The sequence below is a fragment of the Bacteroides sp. 41_26 genome (assembly GCF_949740115.1).
Taxonomy (GTDB): Bacteria; Bacteroidota; Bacteroidia; order Bacteroidales; family Bacteroidaceae; genus Bacteroides; species Bacteroides nordii.
This window is the reverse complement of sequence record NZ_CATJGZ010000089.1, coordinates 39,049-54,781: the sequence shown is the minus strand read 5'-3', so window position 1 is coordinate 54,781 and position 15,733 is coordinate 39,049. Positions and strand designations below refer to the sequence as shown.

The following is a 15,733-nucleotide window of genomic DNA, read 5'->3' as shown; positions in this document are numbered from 1 at the left end:
CTACATCTAATGATGAATAACAATAGTTGTGACGTTGCATAACAATATATGTAGTGGTACATAACAATAGATGTAATTTATAACATGAAAAAGCCGCTCCCTCGTAAAGAAGCGGCTTCTATATTAACTATAGCTTTTTAAAAAAGGGGCTTGCTGATTATAATATACCCTGAGCCATCATTGCTTTGGCAACCTTCATGAATCCGGCTACGTTGGCACCTTTCACATAGTTTACATAACCATCGGCTTCAGTACCGTATTGTACACAAGCTTCGTGGATATTCTTCATGATGCTCTTCAGTTTTTCATCTACTTCTTCAGAGCTCCAGCTCAGTTTGATAGAGTTTTGAGTCATTTCCAGACCGGATACGGATACACCACCGGCATTAGCAGCTTTACCTGGAGCATACAGGATTTTAGCATCCTGGAATACTTTGATAGCTTCCGGAGTAGAAGGCATGTTTGCACCTTCGCTGACTGCGATACATCCGTTTGCAACCAACTGGCGGGCATGGTCACCGTTCAACTCATTCTGTGTTGCAGAAGGCAGAGCGATATCACATTTTTCACCCCAAGGTTTAGCTCCTTCTACATATTTACAACCGTAAGTTTCGGCATATTCACGGATACGGCCACGGTAGAGGTTCTTCAGCTCCATGATATAATCCAATTTTGCACGGTCGATACCGTCCGGATCGTAAATGTAACCATCAGAGTCGGACATCGTAACTACTTTACCACCCAGTTCCAATACTTTTTCTGCTGTATACTGAGCTACGTTACCAGAACCTGAGATAAGACAAACTTTGCCTTTCAGATCGGTACCCTGCCTTTTCAGCATTTCCATCAGGAAGTAGATGTTACCATAACCGGTAGCTTCCGGGCGAATCAGTGAACCACCAAATTCGCGGCCTTTACCTGTGAATGTTCCTGTGAATTCGTGAGCCAGTTTCTTGTACATGCCGAACATGAAACCTACTTCGCGGCCACCTACACCGATGTCACCTGCCGGTACGTCGGTCTCAGGACCGATGTGACGCCACAATTCCAGCATGAAAGCCTGTACGAAACGCATTACTTCGGCGTTTGACTTTCCGCGTGGAGAGAAATCGGAACCACCTTTACCACCACCCATCGGCAATGTAGTCAGTGAGTTTTTGAATGTTTGCTCGAAGGCAAGGAATTTAAGAATACTAAGGTTTACTGAAGCATGGAAACGGATACCGCCTTTGTACGGGCCGATAGCGTTGTTGTGCTGAACACGGTAACCCATGTTGGTCTGCACATTACCTTTATCGTCTACCCAAGTTACACGGAATTGATACACTCTGTCGGGAATGCAAAGACGCTCAATCAGGTTGGCTTTGTCGAATTCAGGATGTTTGTTGTATTCTTCTTCAATAGTAGCAAGAACTTCTTCTACTGCCTGATGATACTCCGGTTCATTGGGAAACCTTCTCTTCAAATCTTCTAATACCTTAGCTGCATTCATAATTCTTTTTCTTTTTATTAGTTGAGTTTATAAGTTGACAAATAAATGATGAGAACAAGTTGGCAGGGAAATCACCTGTCTTACTATCTTTTGTCTTGTTTCTCTCTTTTTGGTGTTGCAAAAGTAAACATAAAAATTGAACTTGCAAACATTTTATAAAGAAAAACGGCATAAAATATCAATTTTGATATTTTATGCCGCAAATATGGAATAAAAAGATATTATTTATTCTTTTTGAGCGATTTGTAGACAGGAATGAACACTAATGCTGCCGAAATGATAAGCATAAGTATTGTTGGACCGTCAATACGCTCGGCGTATACTAATACTATGTAACAAAGCGCTACCCAAAGCAGAATGATGCAAACTATTTGTGATTTGGATAACGGGCGTTTCATATCCCTGCTTTTTTCTTGTCAACAATCGCATCGATAACCGCTACGGCTGTGATATTTACAATATCGCGCACGGAGCTTTCGATATCGGTAAAGTGGATAGGCTTGTTCAATCCCATCTGGATAGGGCCAATCAGTTCTGTATCCGGAGTCATTGCCTGGATCAGTTTGTAACCGGAGTTGGCAGAACTGAGGTTGGGGAATACCAGTGTATTGACATCCTTACCATTGAGGCGGGTGAACGGGTATTTAGCATCACGAAGTTCGCGATTCATGGCGAAGTTTACTTGCATTTCACCATCAATAGCCAGTTCCGGGTACTCTTTCTGCATATATGTTACAGCCTCGTGTACTTTCAGCGGACTACCTGCCTGATCGGAACCAAAGTTAGAGTAGCTCAGCATAGCGATAACCGGAGTGTGATTAAAGAACCTCACTGTCTGATCTGCCAGTTTCGCAATATCTATCAGGGTTGAGGCATCCGGATGACGGTTGATCAAAGTGTCGGCCAGGAAGTAGGTTCCCTTCTTGGAATTCAGGATGTGCATCGTTCCGAAGTGGTTGTATTCGGGACGGATTCCGATTACTTCTTTGGCTACTTTGATTGTATTGCTATATTTGGTATACAATCCGGTGATAAAGGCGTCTGCATCTCCGGTTTCCACCATCATCATACCAAAGTAGTTACGCTCAAACATTTTATCTGTTGCTTCGTCATACGTAGCACCTTCGCGGGCACGCTTTTCTGCCAGTATCTTTGCATAGCGTTCGCGGCGTTCTGTTTCGCGGTCGTGGCGCAGGTTGACAATTTCGATACCTTCCAGGCTCAGGTCAAGTTCATGTGCCAGTTTCTCGATACGTTCTTCGTTACCTAATATAATAGGATGGCAGATACCTTCTGCTTTTGCTTCAACGGCAGCTTTCAACATATTGGGGTGGCCACCTTCGGCAAATACGACGCGTTGCGGATTACGGCGGGCCGTATCATAAAGCTGGCGGGTGAGCTGTGACTCTTGTCCCATGAGTTCGCGAAGATGCGTTCTGTAAGCGTCCCAATCCTCGATATTTTTGCGGGCTACACCACTTTCCATGGCAGCACGGGCCACAGCGATGGATACTTCTGTAATCAGACGAGGGTCTACCGGTTTCGGAATGAAATATTCCGGTCCGAAGGTGAAGTTGTTTACATGGTAAGCTTCGTTTACTACATCGGGCACGGGTTGTTTTGCCAGGTTGGCAATAGCATGTACGGCAGCGATTTTCATTTCTTCATTAATGGCTTTGGCCTGTGTATCCAGTGCACCACGGAAGATATAAGGGAAACCAATCACATTGTTGATCTGGTTCGGATAGTCCGAACGTCCGGTTGCCATTAATACATCGGGGCGGGCAGCCATAGCATCTTCATAAGAAATCTCCGGCGTCGGGTTGGCAAGTGCAAACACAATAGGAGAGGCAGCCATGCTGCGTACCATATCTTGTGAAAGTACATTTCCTTTTGACAGGCCGAGGAATACATCTGCTCCTTTGATGGCTTCTGCCAGTGTATGAATGTCGGTACGGTCTGTGGCAAAGTATCTCTTCTGTTCGTTCAGGTCGGTACGGGCTTTGCTGATAACGCCTTTGCTATCCACCATTACGATGTTTTCGAGGCGTGCACCGAGTGATACGTATAGTTTTGTACACGATACGGCAGAAGCACCTGCACCGTTTACAACGATTTTTACATTTTCAATTTTCTTTCCGGCTACTTGCAGGGCATTGATCAGTCCGGCGCTGGAGATAATAGCCGTTCCGTGCTGGTCGTCGTGCATGACAGGAATGTCGAGTTCTTCTTTTAACCGGCGTTCTATTTCAAAACACTCCGGCGCTTTGATATCCTCCAGGTTGATGCCGCCAAAAGTCGGTGCAATTGCTTTTACAGCTTCGATGAACTTGTCCGGGTCTTTTTCGTCTACTTCAATATCGAACACATCGATACCTGCATAGATTTTAAATAATAGTCCCTTACCTTCCATTACCGGTTTGCCACTTAGTGCACCTATATCGCCCAGACCGAGTACGGCTGTACCGTTGGAGATTACAGCTACCAGGTTTCCTTTGGCTGTATATTTATATGCATCCTGCGGGTTCTTTTCGATTTCGAGGCATGGTTCTGCCACACCGGGAGAGTAAGCAAGCGATAAGTCGGTTTGTGTACTATAGGGTTTGGTAGGAACTACCTCAATTTTACCGGGTTTGCCCTGTGAATGATAGAGCAAAGCGGCCTCTTTTGTTATTTTAGCCATGATACTGCGTTTTTATAAAGGTTATCATTTGTCTGCAAATGTAGGAATAAAAGTTAGAAACTGTAGTCTATCTGTTATAAATTCTATTAAATTAATAACAAAAAGGCACAAAAAGAGAGAAATAGTACCTCCTTTTGTGCCTTTTACGTATATATATTCTAATTCATTTTCCGACCTTCATACTCTGTCTTTTATTTTTTATTCTTCGTTCTTTAATTTACAGGAAAGTTCCCGGACCCAGTATATCATACATATTGCTCACATCCCGGGTACGCAACAATTGACCGTTGGGGGTATAAAACAGCTGGTATTTCATATCTATATTGGCTTTTCCCACTTTAATAACAATAATGGGTTCCCATTTGGGGAATTCAACGTAGGTGACATCTTCAACAATTCCGTCCGCATAGTCGCTGGCGGCAAAAGCATTGTATACGGCAGGAGAGAGGCGGTCTACACTTACCAGTTCTGTCTGGGTCATGGCCCATTGTGCCTGGGCATTGAACCATACATTCTTTTCAAGGCCGTTCATCATGAAGTCGGCACAATAATAACCGTCATCCTGTGACCAGGCAATATCTTTGGCAGTGGGGTACATCTTTTTTAAAGCTGCCTGTACTTGGGCAGGAGCATAGCCGGCAAAGGCGGTGGTAGAAGCTATCAGCATAGCAAGCAATACACCAAGTTTTAATTTAATCATAGTTAAAGTGTTTAGTTAGGTGGATATTTTTGCTACTAACACTCAGTGCTGCTTTTTGTTTAGCTAAGAGTGCTTCCCGCACGGGGAGATACGCCAAGCGATGGTTAATCTGCGTTTTATTCTTATAAAAAGTTATAACTTGAAACGACTTTAATAGTCAGGTCTTCTATTTGAAAAACGTCTTCCTGATTTAATGTTACGATGTAACCCTCATTGAGGTGATATGTTTTCATGGCATCTATTAGTCCATTGAATTCACGTGTCTGATTATCTATGTCAAGTTTCAGGCAAACCTGAATAGCTTGTGTAATGGCTCCTTTTTCTATGGTGATAAAGTCACATTCACCTTTTCCTTTATGATAATATATTTCTTTATATTTTAATCGTAAAGCGTTATAAACCATGTTTTCTAACTTATGTCCTTCTTCTCCTTTTATTTTATTGACGTTAGCTGCTACTAACCCCATGTCGATTGCATAGATTTTTTTAGGATTGACCGTTTGTTTCTTTAATGAATAATCAAACATGGGGACTAAATTTATTAAATAACTTTGTTCCAGATGAGAAATATATTCCAGGATTGTAGTAGTAGAGCTAATGCCGGAAGGCTCCTTCAGCTTGTTTGCAGATGTCAGATTACCTATGTTTGAAAGCAGATAAACCATTAAACGTTTTAATCCGCGTGTATCTTTTATACCATATCGCACAGAAATGTCCCGTATGAGTATATCATCAAGTAGATTTGCCAATATTTCTTCAAAAGGAGCTTTTAAGTATTCAGGAAATCCACCTAAACGCATATACTCTTTAATAGAATCTTCGTTATGATCAAAATCTTTAAAACGACAAAATTCGTCATATGAGAAAGGGAATAGTTCTATAGTTAAGTGTCTTCCTGTTAAACTGGTTCCCAGCTCTTTACTTAATAAAGATGCATTGGAACCAGTAACGAAAACCTTAAAACTTTCGTCTAACTTTTGGCGGACATAACGTTCCCAACCTGTAACTACTTGTATCTCATCAAACATCAAGACTTGATTTCCTGCTTCTGCTATGATCATATCCAACTTCTGGAAATCAGATATTTCAAAATCATATAATCGTGGATCGTCAAAGTTAATATATAAAGCTTCTGTGTGTTTCTGTTTTAATAATTGATGTAGAAGGGTACTCTTTCCACATCTTCGAACACCAGATACAATGAGAGCATAGTTGTCAATATCCGGTAAAGTCTTTAACTCATTCCGAAGCATTCCTTTCTCTTTAATTTGCAGCATCTCTTTTTGTTGGCGGATTATCTCCTGTAGAAAATCTTTTTGTATCATAACATATTGCATTTAGATACAGGCAAATATAAAGGTTTCCATTGTAAATGCAAAATAGTTTCCATTCTAAATGGAAACTACTATCCGTTTAGAATGGAAGCTATTTATCTAACTCTTTATTTTTCTTTCCCATTCCGGTATTCCGCCGGAGACATTCCCTCATGCCGTTTGAAGTACCTGCCCAAATAAGACTGATCCGGAAATCCCAATTTATCGGCTATTTCCTGGATGTTCAATTTAGAAGATTGGAGTAATACTTTTATTTCCAGTATGGCGAAGTTATCAATTATTTTTTTAGCAGAGTTGCCTGTCACACTCCGGCAGATTCCTGTCAGGTATTTGGTAGAGATGCAAAGCTTGTTGGCATAGAAGGTTACATCACGCTGTGAGCTGCAATGTTCGTGTACCATGGCAACGAATTTACCAAATATCTCATCCTGGCGATTGCTGCCTTCAATCTCACTTTTAGTAAAGTAACGGTATGTTTTATCGTAAATATCAAGTAGAAAACTTTGCAAATGATTACGGGCTATCTGATTACGAAAACGGTTTTCGTAGTCAATGTAGATGGCGGAAGTGGCATCCATAAGCCCATTTATACTTCTGGTTGCATCTTCGGGGAGCGTATAGCAAGGATTTTCTTTCAGAAAATGAAAGAAGGGCGGGTCGAGCCGCAGACAGGCTTCCCGAAACATTTCGCCATAGGAAGCGAAAAAAGAAAGGTTGAAGTCATCACTTTTTCCGTCCAGGCTGATTACGGTTCCGGGTAATAAAACAATCTGGGTGTTTTTTACTATCTCATATTTCCGAAGGTCGATAGTAATTTGTGCCCAACCGCTGCGACAGAATAAAATGACAGCGCAATCGAGTTTGTTCAAACGGTTGTGAAAAGCAGCAAGATCGCCTGTCCCGGCTATGAAAGATCTTTCCAGAGAGACGGTGAGCGGGTTTTTATATTCCATACTTTGTTCTTTATTTCACTGGCAAATATAGGAGTTTTAACTGAAAATAGAGATATGTTGTTCCGAAAATGAACAAAACTGTGGATGGTATGAAAAGTTTTCTGCAAGGAAAACGTTCTACCTTTGCCGCGACAAAATAGATAAGTCAACCAGTTGAAGGATCAACTGTATAGTAGAGAACATTAATTAAATGGGTATTATGAGCAAAAAGGTATGTAGAATGAAGCACATTGTGATGCTATCATGTTGTTTGGCTGTTGCAGGATGCAAGCAGGCACCACAAGTACAAATGGAAAGCGGATATGAGGTGATGACGGCATCACCGTCCGACCGGGTATTGTTCAGTACATATTCGGCGACAATTCGCGGTCGGCAGGATATTGAGATTTATCCGCAAGTGAGTGGTACGTTGACTAAAGTATGTGTCACTGAAGGTCAGCGGGTAAAGAATGGACAGGCGTTGTTTATCATAGACCAGGTGCCTTATGAAGCGGCTTTACAGACGGCTTTGGCCAATGTGGAAGCGGCAAAGGCTACACTGGCAACGGCACAATTGACGTATGACAGCAAGCAGGAACTCTACAGACAGAATGTAGTTTCCGAATTCGATCTTAGCACGGCAAAGAACTCATTGCTGGCAGCCAAAGCACAATTGGCACAGGTGAAGGCCCAGGAGGTGAATGCCCGTAATAACCTTTCTTATACGGTAGTGAAAAGTCCTGCCGATGGAGTTGTGGGAACTTTGCCTTATCGTGTAGGAGCGTTGGTTAGTGCCAGCCTGCCGGAAGCGTTGACTACCGTTTCTGACAATTCGGATATGTATGTTTACTTCTCTATGACCGAAAATCAGTTGTTAGGATTGATCAGGCAGTATGGTTCGAAAGAGGAGGCACTGAAACAGATGCCGGCTATTGATTTATTGTTGAACGACAAATCTGCTTATTCGGAAAAGGGAAGAATTGAGACGATTAGTGGGGTGATTGATCGTAGTACGGGAACTGTTAGTCTGCGTGCCGTATTCCCGAATGAGGGAGGGTTGCTTCATAGCGGTGGTGCCGGTAATGTGATTGTACCTGTGCAGAAATCAGGAGCTATTGTTATTCCTCAGGCAGCTACATATGAAATTCAGGATAAGGTATTTGTATATAAGGTAGTAGACGGCAAGGCACAATCGGCTCCCGTGCAGGTGACCCGTGTGAACGGTGGGAAAGAATATATCGTAGATAGTGGGTTAGAGTCTGGTGAGGTGATTGTAGCAGAAGGAGTAGGATTACTTCGTGAGGGTACCCCAATTCAACCGAAAGACGCATTGCATGGCACATCAAAGTAATTAATGAAATAAAGACAAAATAATGAACTTAAGAACTTTCATTGAACGGCCGGTTCTATCGGCTGTCATCTCTATAACGATTGTCGTTGTCGGGATCATCGGACTGTTCACGTTGCCCGTCGAACAATATCCTGATATTGCTCCTCCCACCATTATGGTGAGTACCAGTTATTTTGGTGCCAGCGCAGAGACTTTGCAAAAGAGTGTGATTTCTCCGCTGGAAGAAGCAATTAATGGTGTGGAAGATATGACTTACATGACCTCTTCGGCTACCAATGCCGGTACGGTTTCCATCACTGTTTACTTCAAACAGGGTACCGATCCTGACATGGCGGCAGTAAACGTGCAGAACCGTGTTTCTAAGGCTACAGGCCAGCTTCCGGCGGAAGTGACCCAGGTAGGAGTTACTACCTCCAAGCGGCAGACCAGTATCTTGCAGATGTTCTCTTTGTATAGCCCAGACGATTCTTACGATGAGACTTTCCTTTCCAACTATATCAGTATCAATCTGAAACCTGAAATTCTCCGTATCTCCGGAGTAGGAGATATGATGATTATGGGCGGCGAATATAGCTTGCGTGTATGGATGAAACCGGATGTGATGGCACAGTACAAACTCATTCCGGGTGATGTAACCTCTGTACTTGCCGAACAGAACATTGAATCGGCTACCGGATCATTCGGTGAGAACTCCGACGAAACCTACCAGTATACCATGAAGTATAAAGGCCGTCTCATTACTCCCGAAGAGTTTGGTGAAATTGTAATCCGCTCCACGGACGACGGCGAAGTACTGAAACTAAAAGATATTGCCGACCTTGAATTGGGACAGGAAAGCTATGCCTACAAAGGTACTACCGATGGACATAATGGTATTTCCTGCATGATATTTCAGACAGCCGGTTCTAATGCTACCGAAGTGAACAATAACATTGATAAATTTCTGGAGGAAGCCCGGAAAGATTTGCCGAAAGGGGTAGAGCTTACACAGCTGATGAGTTCCAATGACTTCTTGTATGCTTCTATTTATGAGGTAGTCAAGACGCTGATTGAAGCTATTATTCTGGTAATCCTGGTGGTGTATGTCTTCTTGCAGGACATTCGTTCCACGCTGATTCCGTTGGTAGGTATTATTGTTTCTTTGATCGGTACGTTTGCCTTTATGGCACTGGCGGGTTTCAGTATCAACCTGATCACGCTGTTTGCTTTGGTATTGGTCATCGGTACGGTGGTAGATGATGCCATTGTGGTGGTCGAGGCGGTGCAAGCCCGGTTTGATGTGGGGTATAAATCCTCTTATATGGCAAGTATAGATGCAATGAAAGGTATCAGTAATGCGGTAATTACTTCCTCACTGGTATTTATGGCGGTATTTATTCCGGTATCTTTTATGGGAGGTACCTCCGGAACCTTCTATACGCAATTCGGATTGACAATGGCGGTTGCTGTGGGTATTTCCGCTATCAACGCCCTCACGCTGAGTCCGGCGCTTTGTGCACTGTTGCTGAAACCTTATATTAATGAGGACGGAACACAGAAGAATAATTTTGCTTCCCGTTTCCGCCGTGCATTTAATGCAGCTTTTGATGTGGTGGTAGATAAATATAAAGGCATCGTATTGTTTTTCATCAAACGCAGATGGCTTACATGGTCTTTGCTGGCTTGTTCGATGGCTTTGCTTCTGTTCTTCATGAATACCACGAAGACAGGGTTGGTACCGGATGAAGACCAGGGAGTGGTGTTTGTGAATGTCAGTACTGCTGCCGGTAGTTCACTCAAGACTACGAATACGGTCATTGAACGTATCGAGAAGCGTCTGGAAGATATCCCGCAGGTGGCACATGTGCAGAAGGTGGCAGGTTACGGATTGTTATCCGGGCAGGGAAGTTCATTCGGTATGCTGATTCTGAAGTTGAAACCCTGGGACGAACGCCCCGGCAAGGAAGACAATGTACAGGCTGTTATCGGTCGGGTATATGGCTGTACGGCGGATATCAAGGATGCTACAGTATTTGCCATTTCTCCGGGTATGATTCCGGGTTACGGTATGGGTAATGCACTCGAACTGCATATGCAGGACAAACAGGGAGGTGATGTAAACACTTTCTTCCAGACCACACAGCAATATCTGGGTGCTTTGAACCAGCGTCCTGAGATAGCAATGGCATATTCTACATTTGATGTACGTTATCCGCAATGGTCGGTAGAAGTAGATGCTTCCAGATGTAAACGTGCAGGCATTACGCCGGATCAGGTACTCAGCACTTTGTCGGGATATTATGGCGGGCAATATGTGTCCAACTTCAACCGGTTCTCAAAAGTATATAAGGTAATGATACAGGCCGATCCTGAATATCGTCTGGATGAGACTTCACTGAACAATACTTTTGTGCGTATGGCGAATGGGGAAATGGCTCCGCTGAGTCAGTTTGTAACATTGACACGCGTGTATGGTGCCGAATCACTGAGCCGCTTCAATATGTACAACTCTATTGCGGTAAATGCGATGCCTGCTGAAGGTTACAGTACCGGTGACGCAATTCGTGCCGTGCAGGAAACTGCCGCCACTTCATTGCCCAAAGGCTATGGTTATGATTATGGAGGTATCACTCGTGAAGAGAACCAGCAGAGTGGCACTACAATTATCATATTTGCTATCTGTTTCCTCATGATTTACCTCATCCTGAGTGCACTTTATGAGAGTTTCATTGTACCTTTTGCCGTACTTCTGAGTGTGCCCTGCGGACTCATGGGAAGTTTCCTTTTTGCCCGTATGTTCGGACTCGAGAACAATATCTATTTGCAAACGGGGCTTATCATGCTGATTGGTCTGTTGGCAAAGACAGCGATCTTGCTGACGGAATATGCAACCGAGCGCCGTAAGGCAGGTATGGGACTGATTGCTTCGGCACTGAGTGCAGCCAAAGCCCGTTTCCGTCCTATCCTGATGACGGTTCTTACAATGGTTTTCGGTCTGTTGCCTTTGATGGTAGCTTCCGGAGTAGGAGCCAATGGTAACCGTTCACTCGGAACCGGTACGGTAGGTGGCATGGTGGTTGGTACACTGGCGTTGCTATTCATTGTTCCTTCACTCTTTATAGCCTTCCAGTGGTTACAGGAACGTTTGCGTCCGGTACAGCCTCAGCCTACCCACGATTGGCAGATTGAGGAAGAGATTGTGAAGAGCGACCGGGAAAAACAAGAAGCCGGTAAGGAATGATCTTAACCAAATTATTAAAAAGAAAAGAAATATGAAGAAGATAATTCTATTATCTGTGGCAACGACTTTTATACTGAGTAGTTGCGGCATTTATTCCAAATACAAACCTGCTACGGAGGTTCCCGAAGGGCTTTATGGGGCTACTGATACGCTTGTGTCCGCTACCGATACCGCCAATCTGGGAAATCTCTCCTGGCGTAAGGTATTTACAGACCCGCACTTGCAGATGCTCATTGACTCTGCCCTGGTGCGCAATACTGATTTGCAAACCGCCCATTTGCGTGTGAAAGAGGCTGAGGCTACATTGCTTTCTGCCCGTTTATCCTATCTGCCTTCTTTCTCTCTTTCTCCGCAAGGCACGGTGAGTAGTTTTGATGGTGCGAAAGCTACGCAGACGTACACATTGCCTGTTTCTGCAAGCTGGGAGATTGATCTCTTCGGACGTATCACCAACGCCAAGCGCCGTGCAAAGGCGGTTCTTGCTCAAAGCCGGGAGTATGAACAGGCTGTGCAGACCCAACTGGTGTCGGCCGTAGCCAACAATTATTATACCTTGCTGATGCTCGATGCCCAGCTTGAAATATCTACAGCCACCGAGGCTGCCTGGGCGGAGAGTGTGACTGCCACCCGTGCTATGAAAGCAGCCGGTATGGTGACCGAAGCAGGGTTGGCGCAGACCGAAGCTACCTATTATAATATCCGTACATCGCTGCTCGATTTGAAAGAGCAGATCAATCAAGTGGAGAATGCCCTTTCCCTGTTGCTGTTTGATGTTCCTCAGAACATTCGGCGCGGCAAGCTTGAAGGGCAGCAATTGCCCGAAGACCTCTTCGTTGGCGTACCTCTTCAGATGCTTGCCAACCGTCCCGATGTGCGCAGTGCAGAACAGGCTTTGGCACAGGCTTTTTATACAACCAATAGTGCGCGTTCTGCTTTCTATCCCTCTATCACGTTGAGTGGTAGTGCCGGATGGACTAACTCGGCAGGTGCTCTGATTGTCAATCCCGGTAAGTTCATTGCTACGGCAGTTGCGTCGTTGACGCAGCCGTTGTTCAACCGGGGACAGAATATCGCCCAGCTCAAAATAGCGAAGGCACAGCAGGAGGAGGCACGTCTCAGCTTTGAACAGACGTTGCTCAATGCAGGTAGCGAGGTTAACAATGCACTGGTACAATATCAGACAGCCCGTGACAAATCTGAGTATTTCACTAAACAGGTTGCCTCACTGGAAAATGCCGCCCGAAGCACCCGTTTGTTGATGAAGCATGGCAATACCACGTATCTGGAAGTATTGACTGCCCAGCAGACATTGCTCAATGCACAACTTTCTCAGGTAGCCAACCGTTTTACTGAAATTCAGGGAGTTATTACATTGTATCAGGCCCTTGGTGGCGGAAGAATGTAAGAAGAGGAGGAATGGAATGAAACCCGAAACTGCTCGTCGCCGAATAATTGATTATACCAAGCAGGAGATGATTCTGCACGGCGTCAGTCGTTTGACTATGGATATTATTGCTCAGGGCATGGGCATGTCCAAACGGACGCTTTATCAGCTTTTTCCCAGCAAAGTCTGCCTGGTACGTATTTGCCTGGCAGAGTTTGCTGCCGAGAAACACAACCGATTGCTTACCGGGCAGAAACAAGAAGAGTATTCCTGTACTGAGATTCTTTTCCGTACGATGGATGCTTATACATCGCTGATACATTGTCAGGGTAGTACATTGTTGTCTGATCTGGCAGGAGATCCCGACTATCAACCTATGTTGGAACGTGAAAAGACTTTCTGGTTGCAGCAACTGGCCGATGCGCTGAATCTTTGCAAGGCTTGCGGGGTGTTGGTAGCTGATGTTAATCCCGACCGTTTGGCGATAGAAATACTCACTATCCTTTATGAGAACTGTTTGCGTGGCGCTTCCTATGCCACGCAACGGTTACTTGCTTATTCGTTGTTACGAGGTTTTTTTAAAGTGGATGATATCCGCTATATTGATGAATGTTTGCCGATAACGAAGACGGGATGAGGTGTTTATTTCTGTATGGCATTTCACCACAGAGTACGCAGAGGGCACGGAGTTTTGAATCTTTCTTGAAACGCAGAATTAACGCAGATTTTCGCAAAGGGAAACAAATCCAAGATAAATAACTACAGTCTTTTAATCTGTGTTTATCTGTGTTAATCCGCGTTTTATCAGATAAATAATACTCTGTGGAACTCTGTGCTACTCTGTGGTGAGTTTTGCTCATTTTTGTATGGCTTTGAACTCAGTAACCAACTACTCGGAATGGAGAGTTAGATTGTTTTACATGTCCTTCCTTCCCCAAGCCATACGTATTGCCCGGCTCCGGGGAGAAGGTCCCTCGGCTCCGGGGAGGACGTTGCTCGGCTCCGGGGAAGAGGCTGTTCGGCTCCGGGGAGAAAATGTACTTGTAAAGTCTTTGATTATCAATTTGTTGTAGGATAGACTTTTTATCTTCTCTATTCTATGGGTGTGGTAATATTGCTTTACATCATACAAAAATATCACTTTGATGAATGGTTACTCTTATAAAGAAAGAGACACGAAGCAAATTGGCTTCGTGTCTCTTTCTTTATATAAGATTGTAATGTATGGGCTTATGCGTTCAGCGCCTGTTCAATATCTGCAATAATGTCTTCGGCACTTTCTATACCCACCGAGAAGCGGATCAAGTCCGGGCGTACACCTGCTTCCATGAGCTGCTCATCAGTCAGCTGACGGTGTGTGTGGCTGGCAGGATGCAGTACACATGTACGGGCGTCTGCCACATGAGTCACGATAGCAGCCAGTTGCAGTGAATCCATGAATTTGATAGATACTTCGCGTCCGCCTTTCAGTCCGAAAGAGATAACGCCGCAGGAACCGTTCGGCATATATTTCTGGGCCAGTTCGTAGTATTTGTTTCCCGGAAGACCGCAATAGTTCACCCAGGCTACTTTGTCATTCTTAGCAAGATATTCGGCCACCTTCTGTGCGTTGCCACAATGCTGAGGCATGCGGAGATGCAACGTTTCCAGTCCTAAATTCAATAGGAAAGCATTCTGCGGGCTTTGGATACTACCTAAGTCACGCATCAGTTGGGCAGTGGCTTTGGTTATATATGCCATTTTACCGAAAGAGGTTGTGTAAGTCAGTCCATGGTAAGACTCATCCGGTGTGCAAAGTCCGGGGAACTTATCAGCATGGGCATCCCAGTCGAAATTACCACTGTCTACGATACAGCCGCCTACGCTGGTGGCATGTCCATCCATGTATTTGGTAGTAGAGTGTACCACGATGTCTGCTCCCCACTCAAACGGGCGGCAGTTGATAGGAGTAGGGAATGTATTGTCTACAATCAACGGAACGCCATTGCTATGAGCGATGCGGGCAAACTTTTCGATGTCCAGTACTTCGAGAGACGGATTGGAGATTGTTTCGCCAAACAGTGCCTTGGTGTTAGGGCGGAAAGCCGCGGAGATTTCTTCCTCACTGGCATCGGGGCTGACAAAAGTAACATCAATACCTAACTTCTTCATCGTCACTCCGAACAGGTTGAATGTACCACCGTAGATGGCCGATGAACAAACAAAATGATCGCCTGCCTGGCAAATGTTGAATATGGCATAAAAATTGGCTGCCTGCCCGCTGGAAGTCAGCATAGCAGCTACACCTCCTTCGAGTGCAGCAATTTTGGCAGCTACGGCGTCGTTGGTAGGATTTTGCAGGCGGGTGTAGAAATAACCACTATCCTCAAGATCAAACAAACGGGCCATCTGCTCACTGGTTTCATATTTGAAAGTAGTACTCTGATAGATGGGCAGCACGCGCGGCTCACCCTTTTTAGGAGTCCATCCTGCTTGTACACACAGGGTTTCGGGTTTGAATTGTTTTGCCATAATTGTTATTGGGTTTTCAGATTTATTGCCTTAAAAAAGTTATATCGACGCAAAAGTAGAGAAAATAATTGGTTTAAAAGGTTATCTTTGCGGAGTTATTCAATTGACAGTTGACAATTATTTAAT

At 44.4% G+C, this 15,733-nt stretch carries 12 protein-coding genes; 5 read left to right on the top strand and 7 right to left on the bottom strand.

Going from position 1 to position 15,733, the window contains the following annotated elements; genetic code table 11:
- Window positions 1-157: 157 nt before the first annotated feature.
- The 6 genes from QX565_RS13730 to QX565_RS13705 form a co-directional block, all read right to left on the bottom strand.
- Entirely contained in the window at window positions 158-1,492 is a 1,335-nt protein-coding gene (locus tag QX565_RS13730) for an NADP-specific glutamate dehydrogenase (protein WP_221651175.1), read from the bottom strand.
- Window positions 1,493-1,713: 221 nt separating this feature from the next.
- Window positions 1,714-1,890, bottom strand: coding sequence for a hypothetical protein (locus tag QX565_RS13725; RefSeq protein ID WP_002562412.1), 177 nt, complete (start codon window positions 1,888-1,890; stop codon window positions 1,714-1,716).
- Window positions 1,887-4,175, bottom strand: a complete 2,289-nt coding sequence (locus tag QX565_RS13720; RefSeq protein WP_221651176.1) for an NADP-dependent malic enzyme — start codon at window positions 4,173-4,175, stop codon at window positions 1,887-1,889. The genes QX565_RS13725 and QX565_RS13720 overlap by 4 nt, the downstream gene beginning before the upstream one ends.
- Window positions 4,176-4,392: 217 nt before the next feature.
- On the bottom strand, window positions 4,393-4,875 hold the full coding sequence (locus tag QX565_RS13715) for a PepSY-like domain-containing protein (protein ID WP_221651177.1): 483 nt from the start codon (window positions 4,873-4,875) through the stop codon (window positions 4,393-4,395).
- 122 nt (window positions 4,876-4,997) lie between these two features.
- Window positions 4,998-6,200, bottom strand: coding sequence for an ATP-binding protein (locus tag QX565_RS13710; protein ID WP_221651178.1), 1,203 nt, complete (start codon window positions 6,198-6,200; stop codon window positions 4,998-5,000).
- Window positions 6,201-6,316: 116 nt separating this feature from the next.
- Window positions 6,317-7,162, bottom strand: a complete 846-nt coding sequence (locus tag QX565_RS13705; protein ID WP_289293066.1) for a helix-turn-helix domain-containing protein — start codon at window positions 7,160-7,162, stop codon at window positions 6,317-6,319.
- Window positions 7,163-7,361: 199 nt separating this feature from the next.
- Here QX565_RS13705 and QX565_RS13700 point away from each other — a divergent pair, with 199 nt between their 5' ends.
- From QX565_RS13700 to QX565_RS13680, 5 genes are all read left to right on the top strand, one after another.
- Window positions 7,362-8,492, top strand: a complete 1,131-nt coding sequence (locus QX565_RS13700) for an efflux RND transporter periplasmic adaptor subunit (RefSeq protein WP_221651180.1) — start codon at window positions 7,362-7,364, stop codon at window positions 8,490-8,492.
- A gap of 22 nt (window positions 8,493-8,514) precedes the next feature.
- Window positions 8,515-11,712, top strand: a complete 3,198-nt coding sequence (locus QX565_RS13695) for an efflux RND transporter permease subunit (protein WP_289293065.1) — start codon at window positions 8,515-8,517, stop codon at window positions 11,710-11,712.
- A 31-nt stretch (window positions 11,713-11,743) separates the two neighbouring features.
- Window positions 11,744-13,117: a TolC family protein gene (locus QX565_RS13690; RefSeq protein ID WP_195350137.1), complete on the top strand. Its 1,374-nt coding sequence runs from the start codon at window positions 11,744-11,746 to the stop codon at window positions 13,115-13,117.
- Window positions 13,118-13,133: 16 nt separating this feature from the next.
- Entirely contained in the window at window positions 13,134-13,733 is a 600-nt protein-coding gene (locus QX565_RS13685; protein WP_289293064.1) for a TetR/AcrR family transcriptional regulator, read from the top strand.
- Between the two features lie 229 nt (window positions 13,734-13,962).
- The gene (locus QX565_RS13680) at window positions 13,963-14,169 is read left to right on the top strand and encodes a hypothetical protein (protein WP_289293063.1); all 207 of its coding nucleotides are present in this window, start codon (window positions 13,963-13,965) and stop codon (window positions 14,167-14,169) included.
- A gap of 157 nt (window positions 14,170-14,326) precedes the next feature.
- Here QX565_RS13680 and QX565_RS13675 read toward each other — a convergent pair whose 3' ends face one another.
- Entirely contained in the window at window positions 14,327-15,607 is a 1,281-nt protein-coding gene (locus QX565_RS13675) for an O-acetylhomoserine aminocarboxypropyltransferase/cysteine synthase family protein (RefSeq protein WP_221651184.1), read from the bottom strand.
- Window positions 15,608-15,733 lie beyond the last annotated feature (126 nt).

Excerpts from the sequence above, each read along its gene's own strand:
- QX565_RS13730 (WP_221651175.1), bottom strand. The coding sequence starts at position 1,492 with ATGAATGCAGCTAAGGTATTAGAAGATTTGAAGAGAAGGTTTCCCAAT.
- QX565_RS13725 (WP_002562412.1), bottom strand. The coding sequence starts at position 1,890 with ATGAAACGCCCGTTATCCAAATCACAAATAGTTTGCATCATTCTGCTT.
- QX565_RS13720 (WP_221651176.1), bottom strand. The coding sequence starts at position 4,175 with ATGGCTAAAATAACAAAAGAGGCCGCTTTGCTCTATCATTCACAGGGC.
- QX565_RS13715 (WP_221651177.1), bottom strand. The coding sequence starts at position 4,875 with ATGATTAAATTAAAACTTGGTGTATTGCTTGCTATGCTGATAGCTTCT.
- QX565_RS13710 (WP_221651178.1), bottom strand. The coding sequence starts at position 6,200 with ATGATACAAAAAGATTTTCTACAGGAGATAATCCGCCAACAAAAAGAG.
- QX565_RS13705 (WP_289293066.1), bottom strand. The coding sequence starts at position 7,162 with ATGGAATATAAAAACCCGCTCACCGTCTCTCTGGAAAGATCTTTCATA.
- QX565_RS13700 (WP_221651180.1), top strand. The coding sequence starts at position 7,362 with ATGAGCAAAAAGGTATGTAGAATGAAGCACATTGTGATGCTATCATGT.
- QX565_RS13695 (WP_289293065.1), top strand. The coding sequence starts at position 8,515 with ATGAACTTAAGAACTTTCATTGAACGGCCGGTTCTATCGGCTGTCATC.
- QX565_RS13690 (WP_195350137.1), top strand. The coding sequence starts at position 11,744 with ATGAAGAAGATAATTCTATTATCTGTGGCAACGACTTTTATACTGAGT.
- QX565_RS13685 (WP_289293064.1), top strand. The coding sequence starts at position 13,134 with ATGAAACCCGAAACTGCTCGTCGCCGAATAATTGATTATACCAAGCAG.
- QX565_RS13680 (WP_289293063.1), top strand. The coding sequence starts at position 13,963 with ATGGCTTTGAACTCAGTAACCAACTACTCGGAATGGAGAGTTAGATTG.
- QX565_RS13675 (WP_221651184.1), bottom strand. The coding sequence starts at position 15,607 with ATGGCAAAACAATTCAAACCCGAAACCCTGTGTGTACAAGCAGGATGG.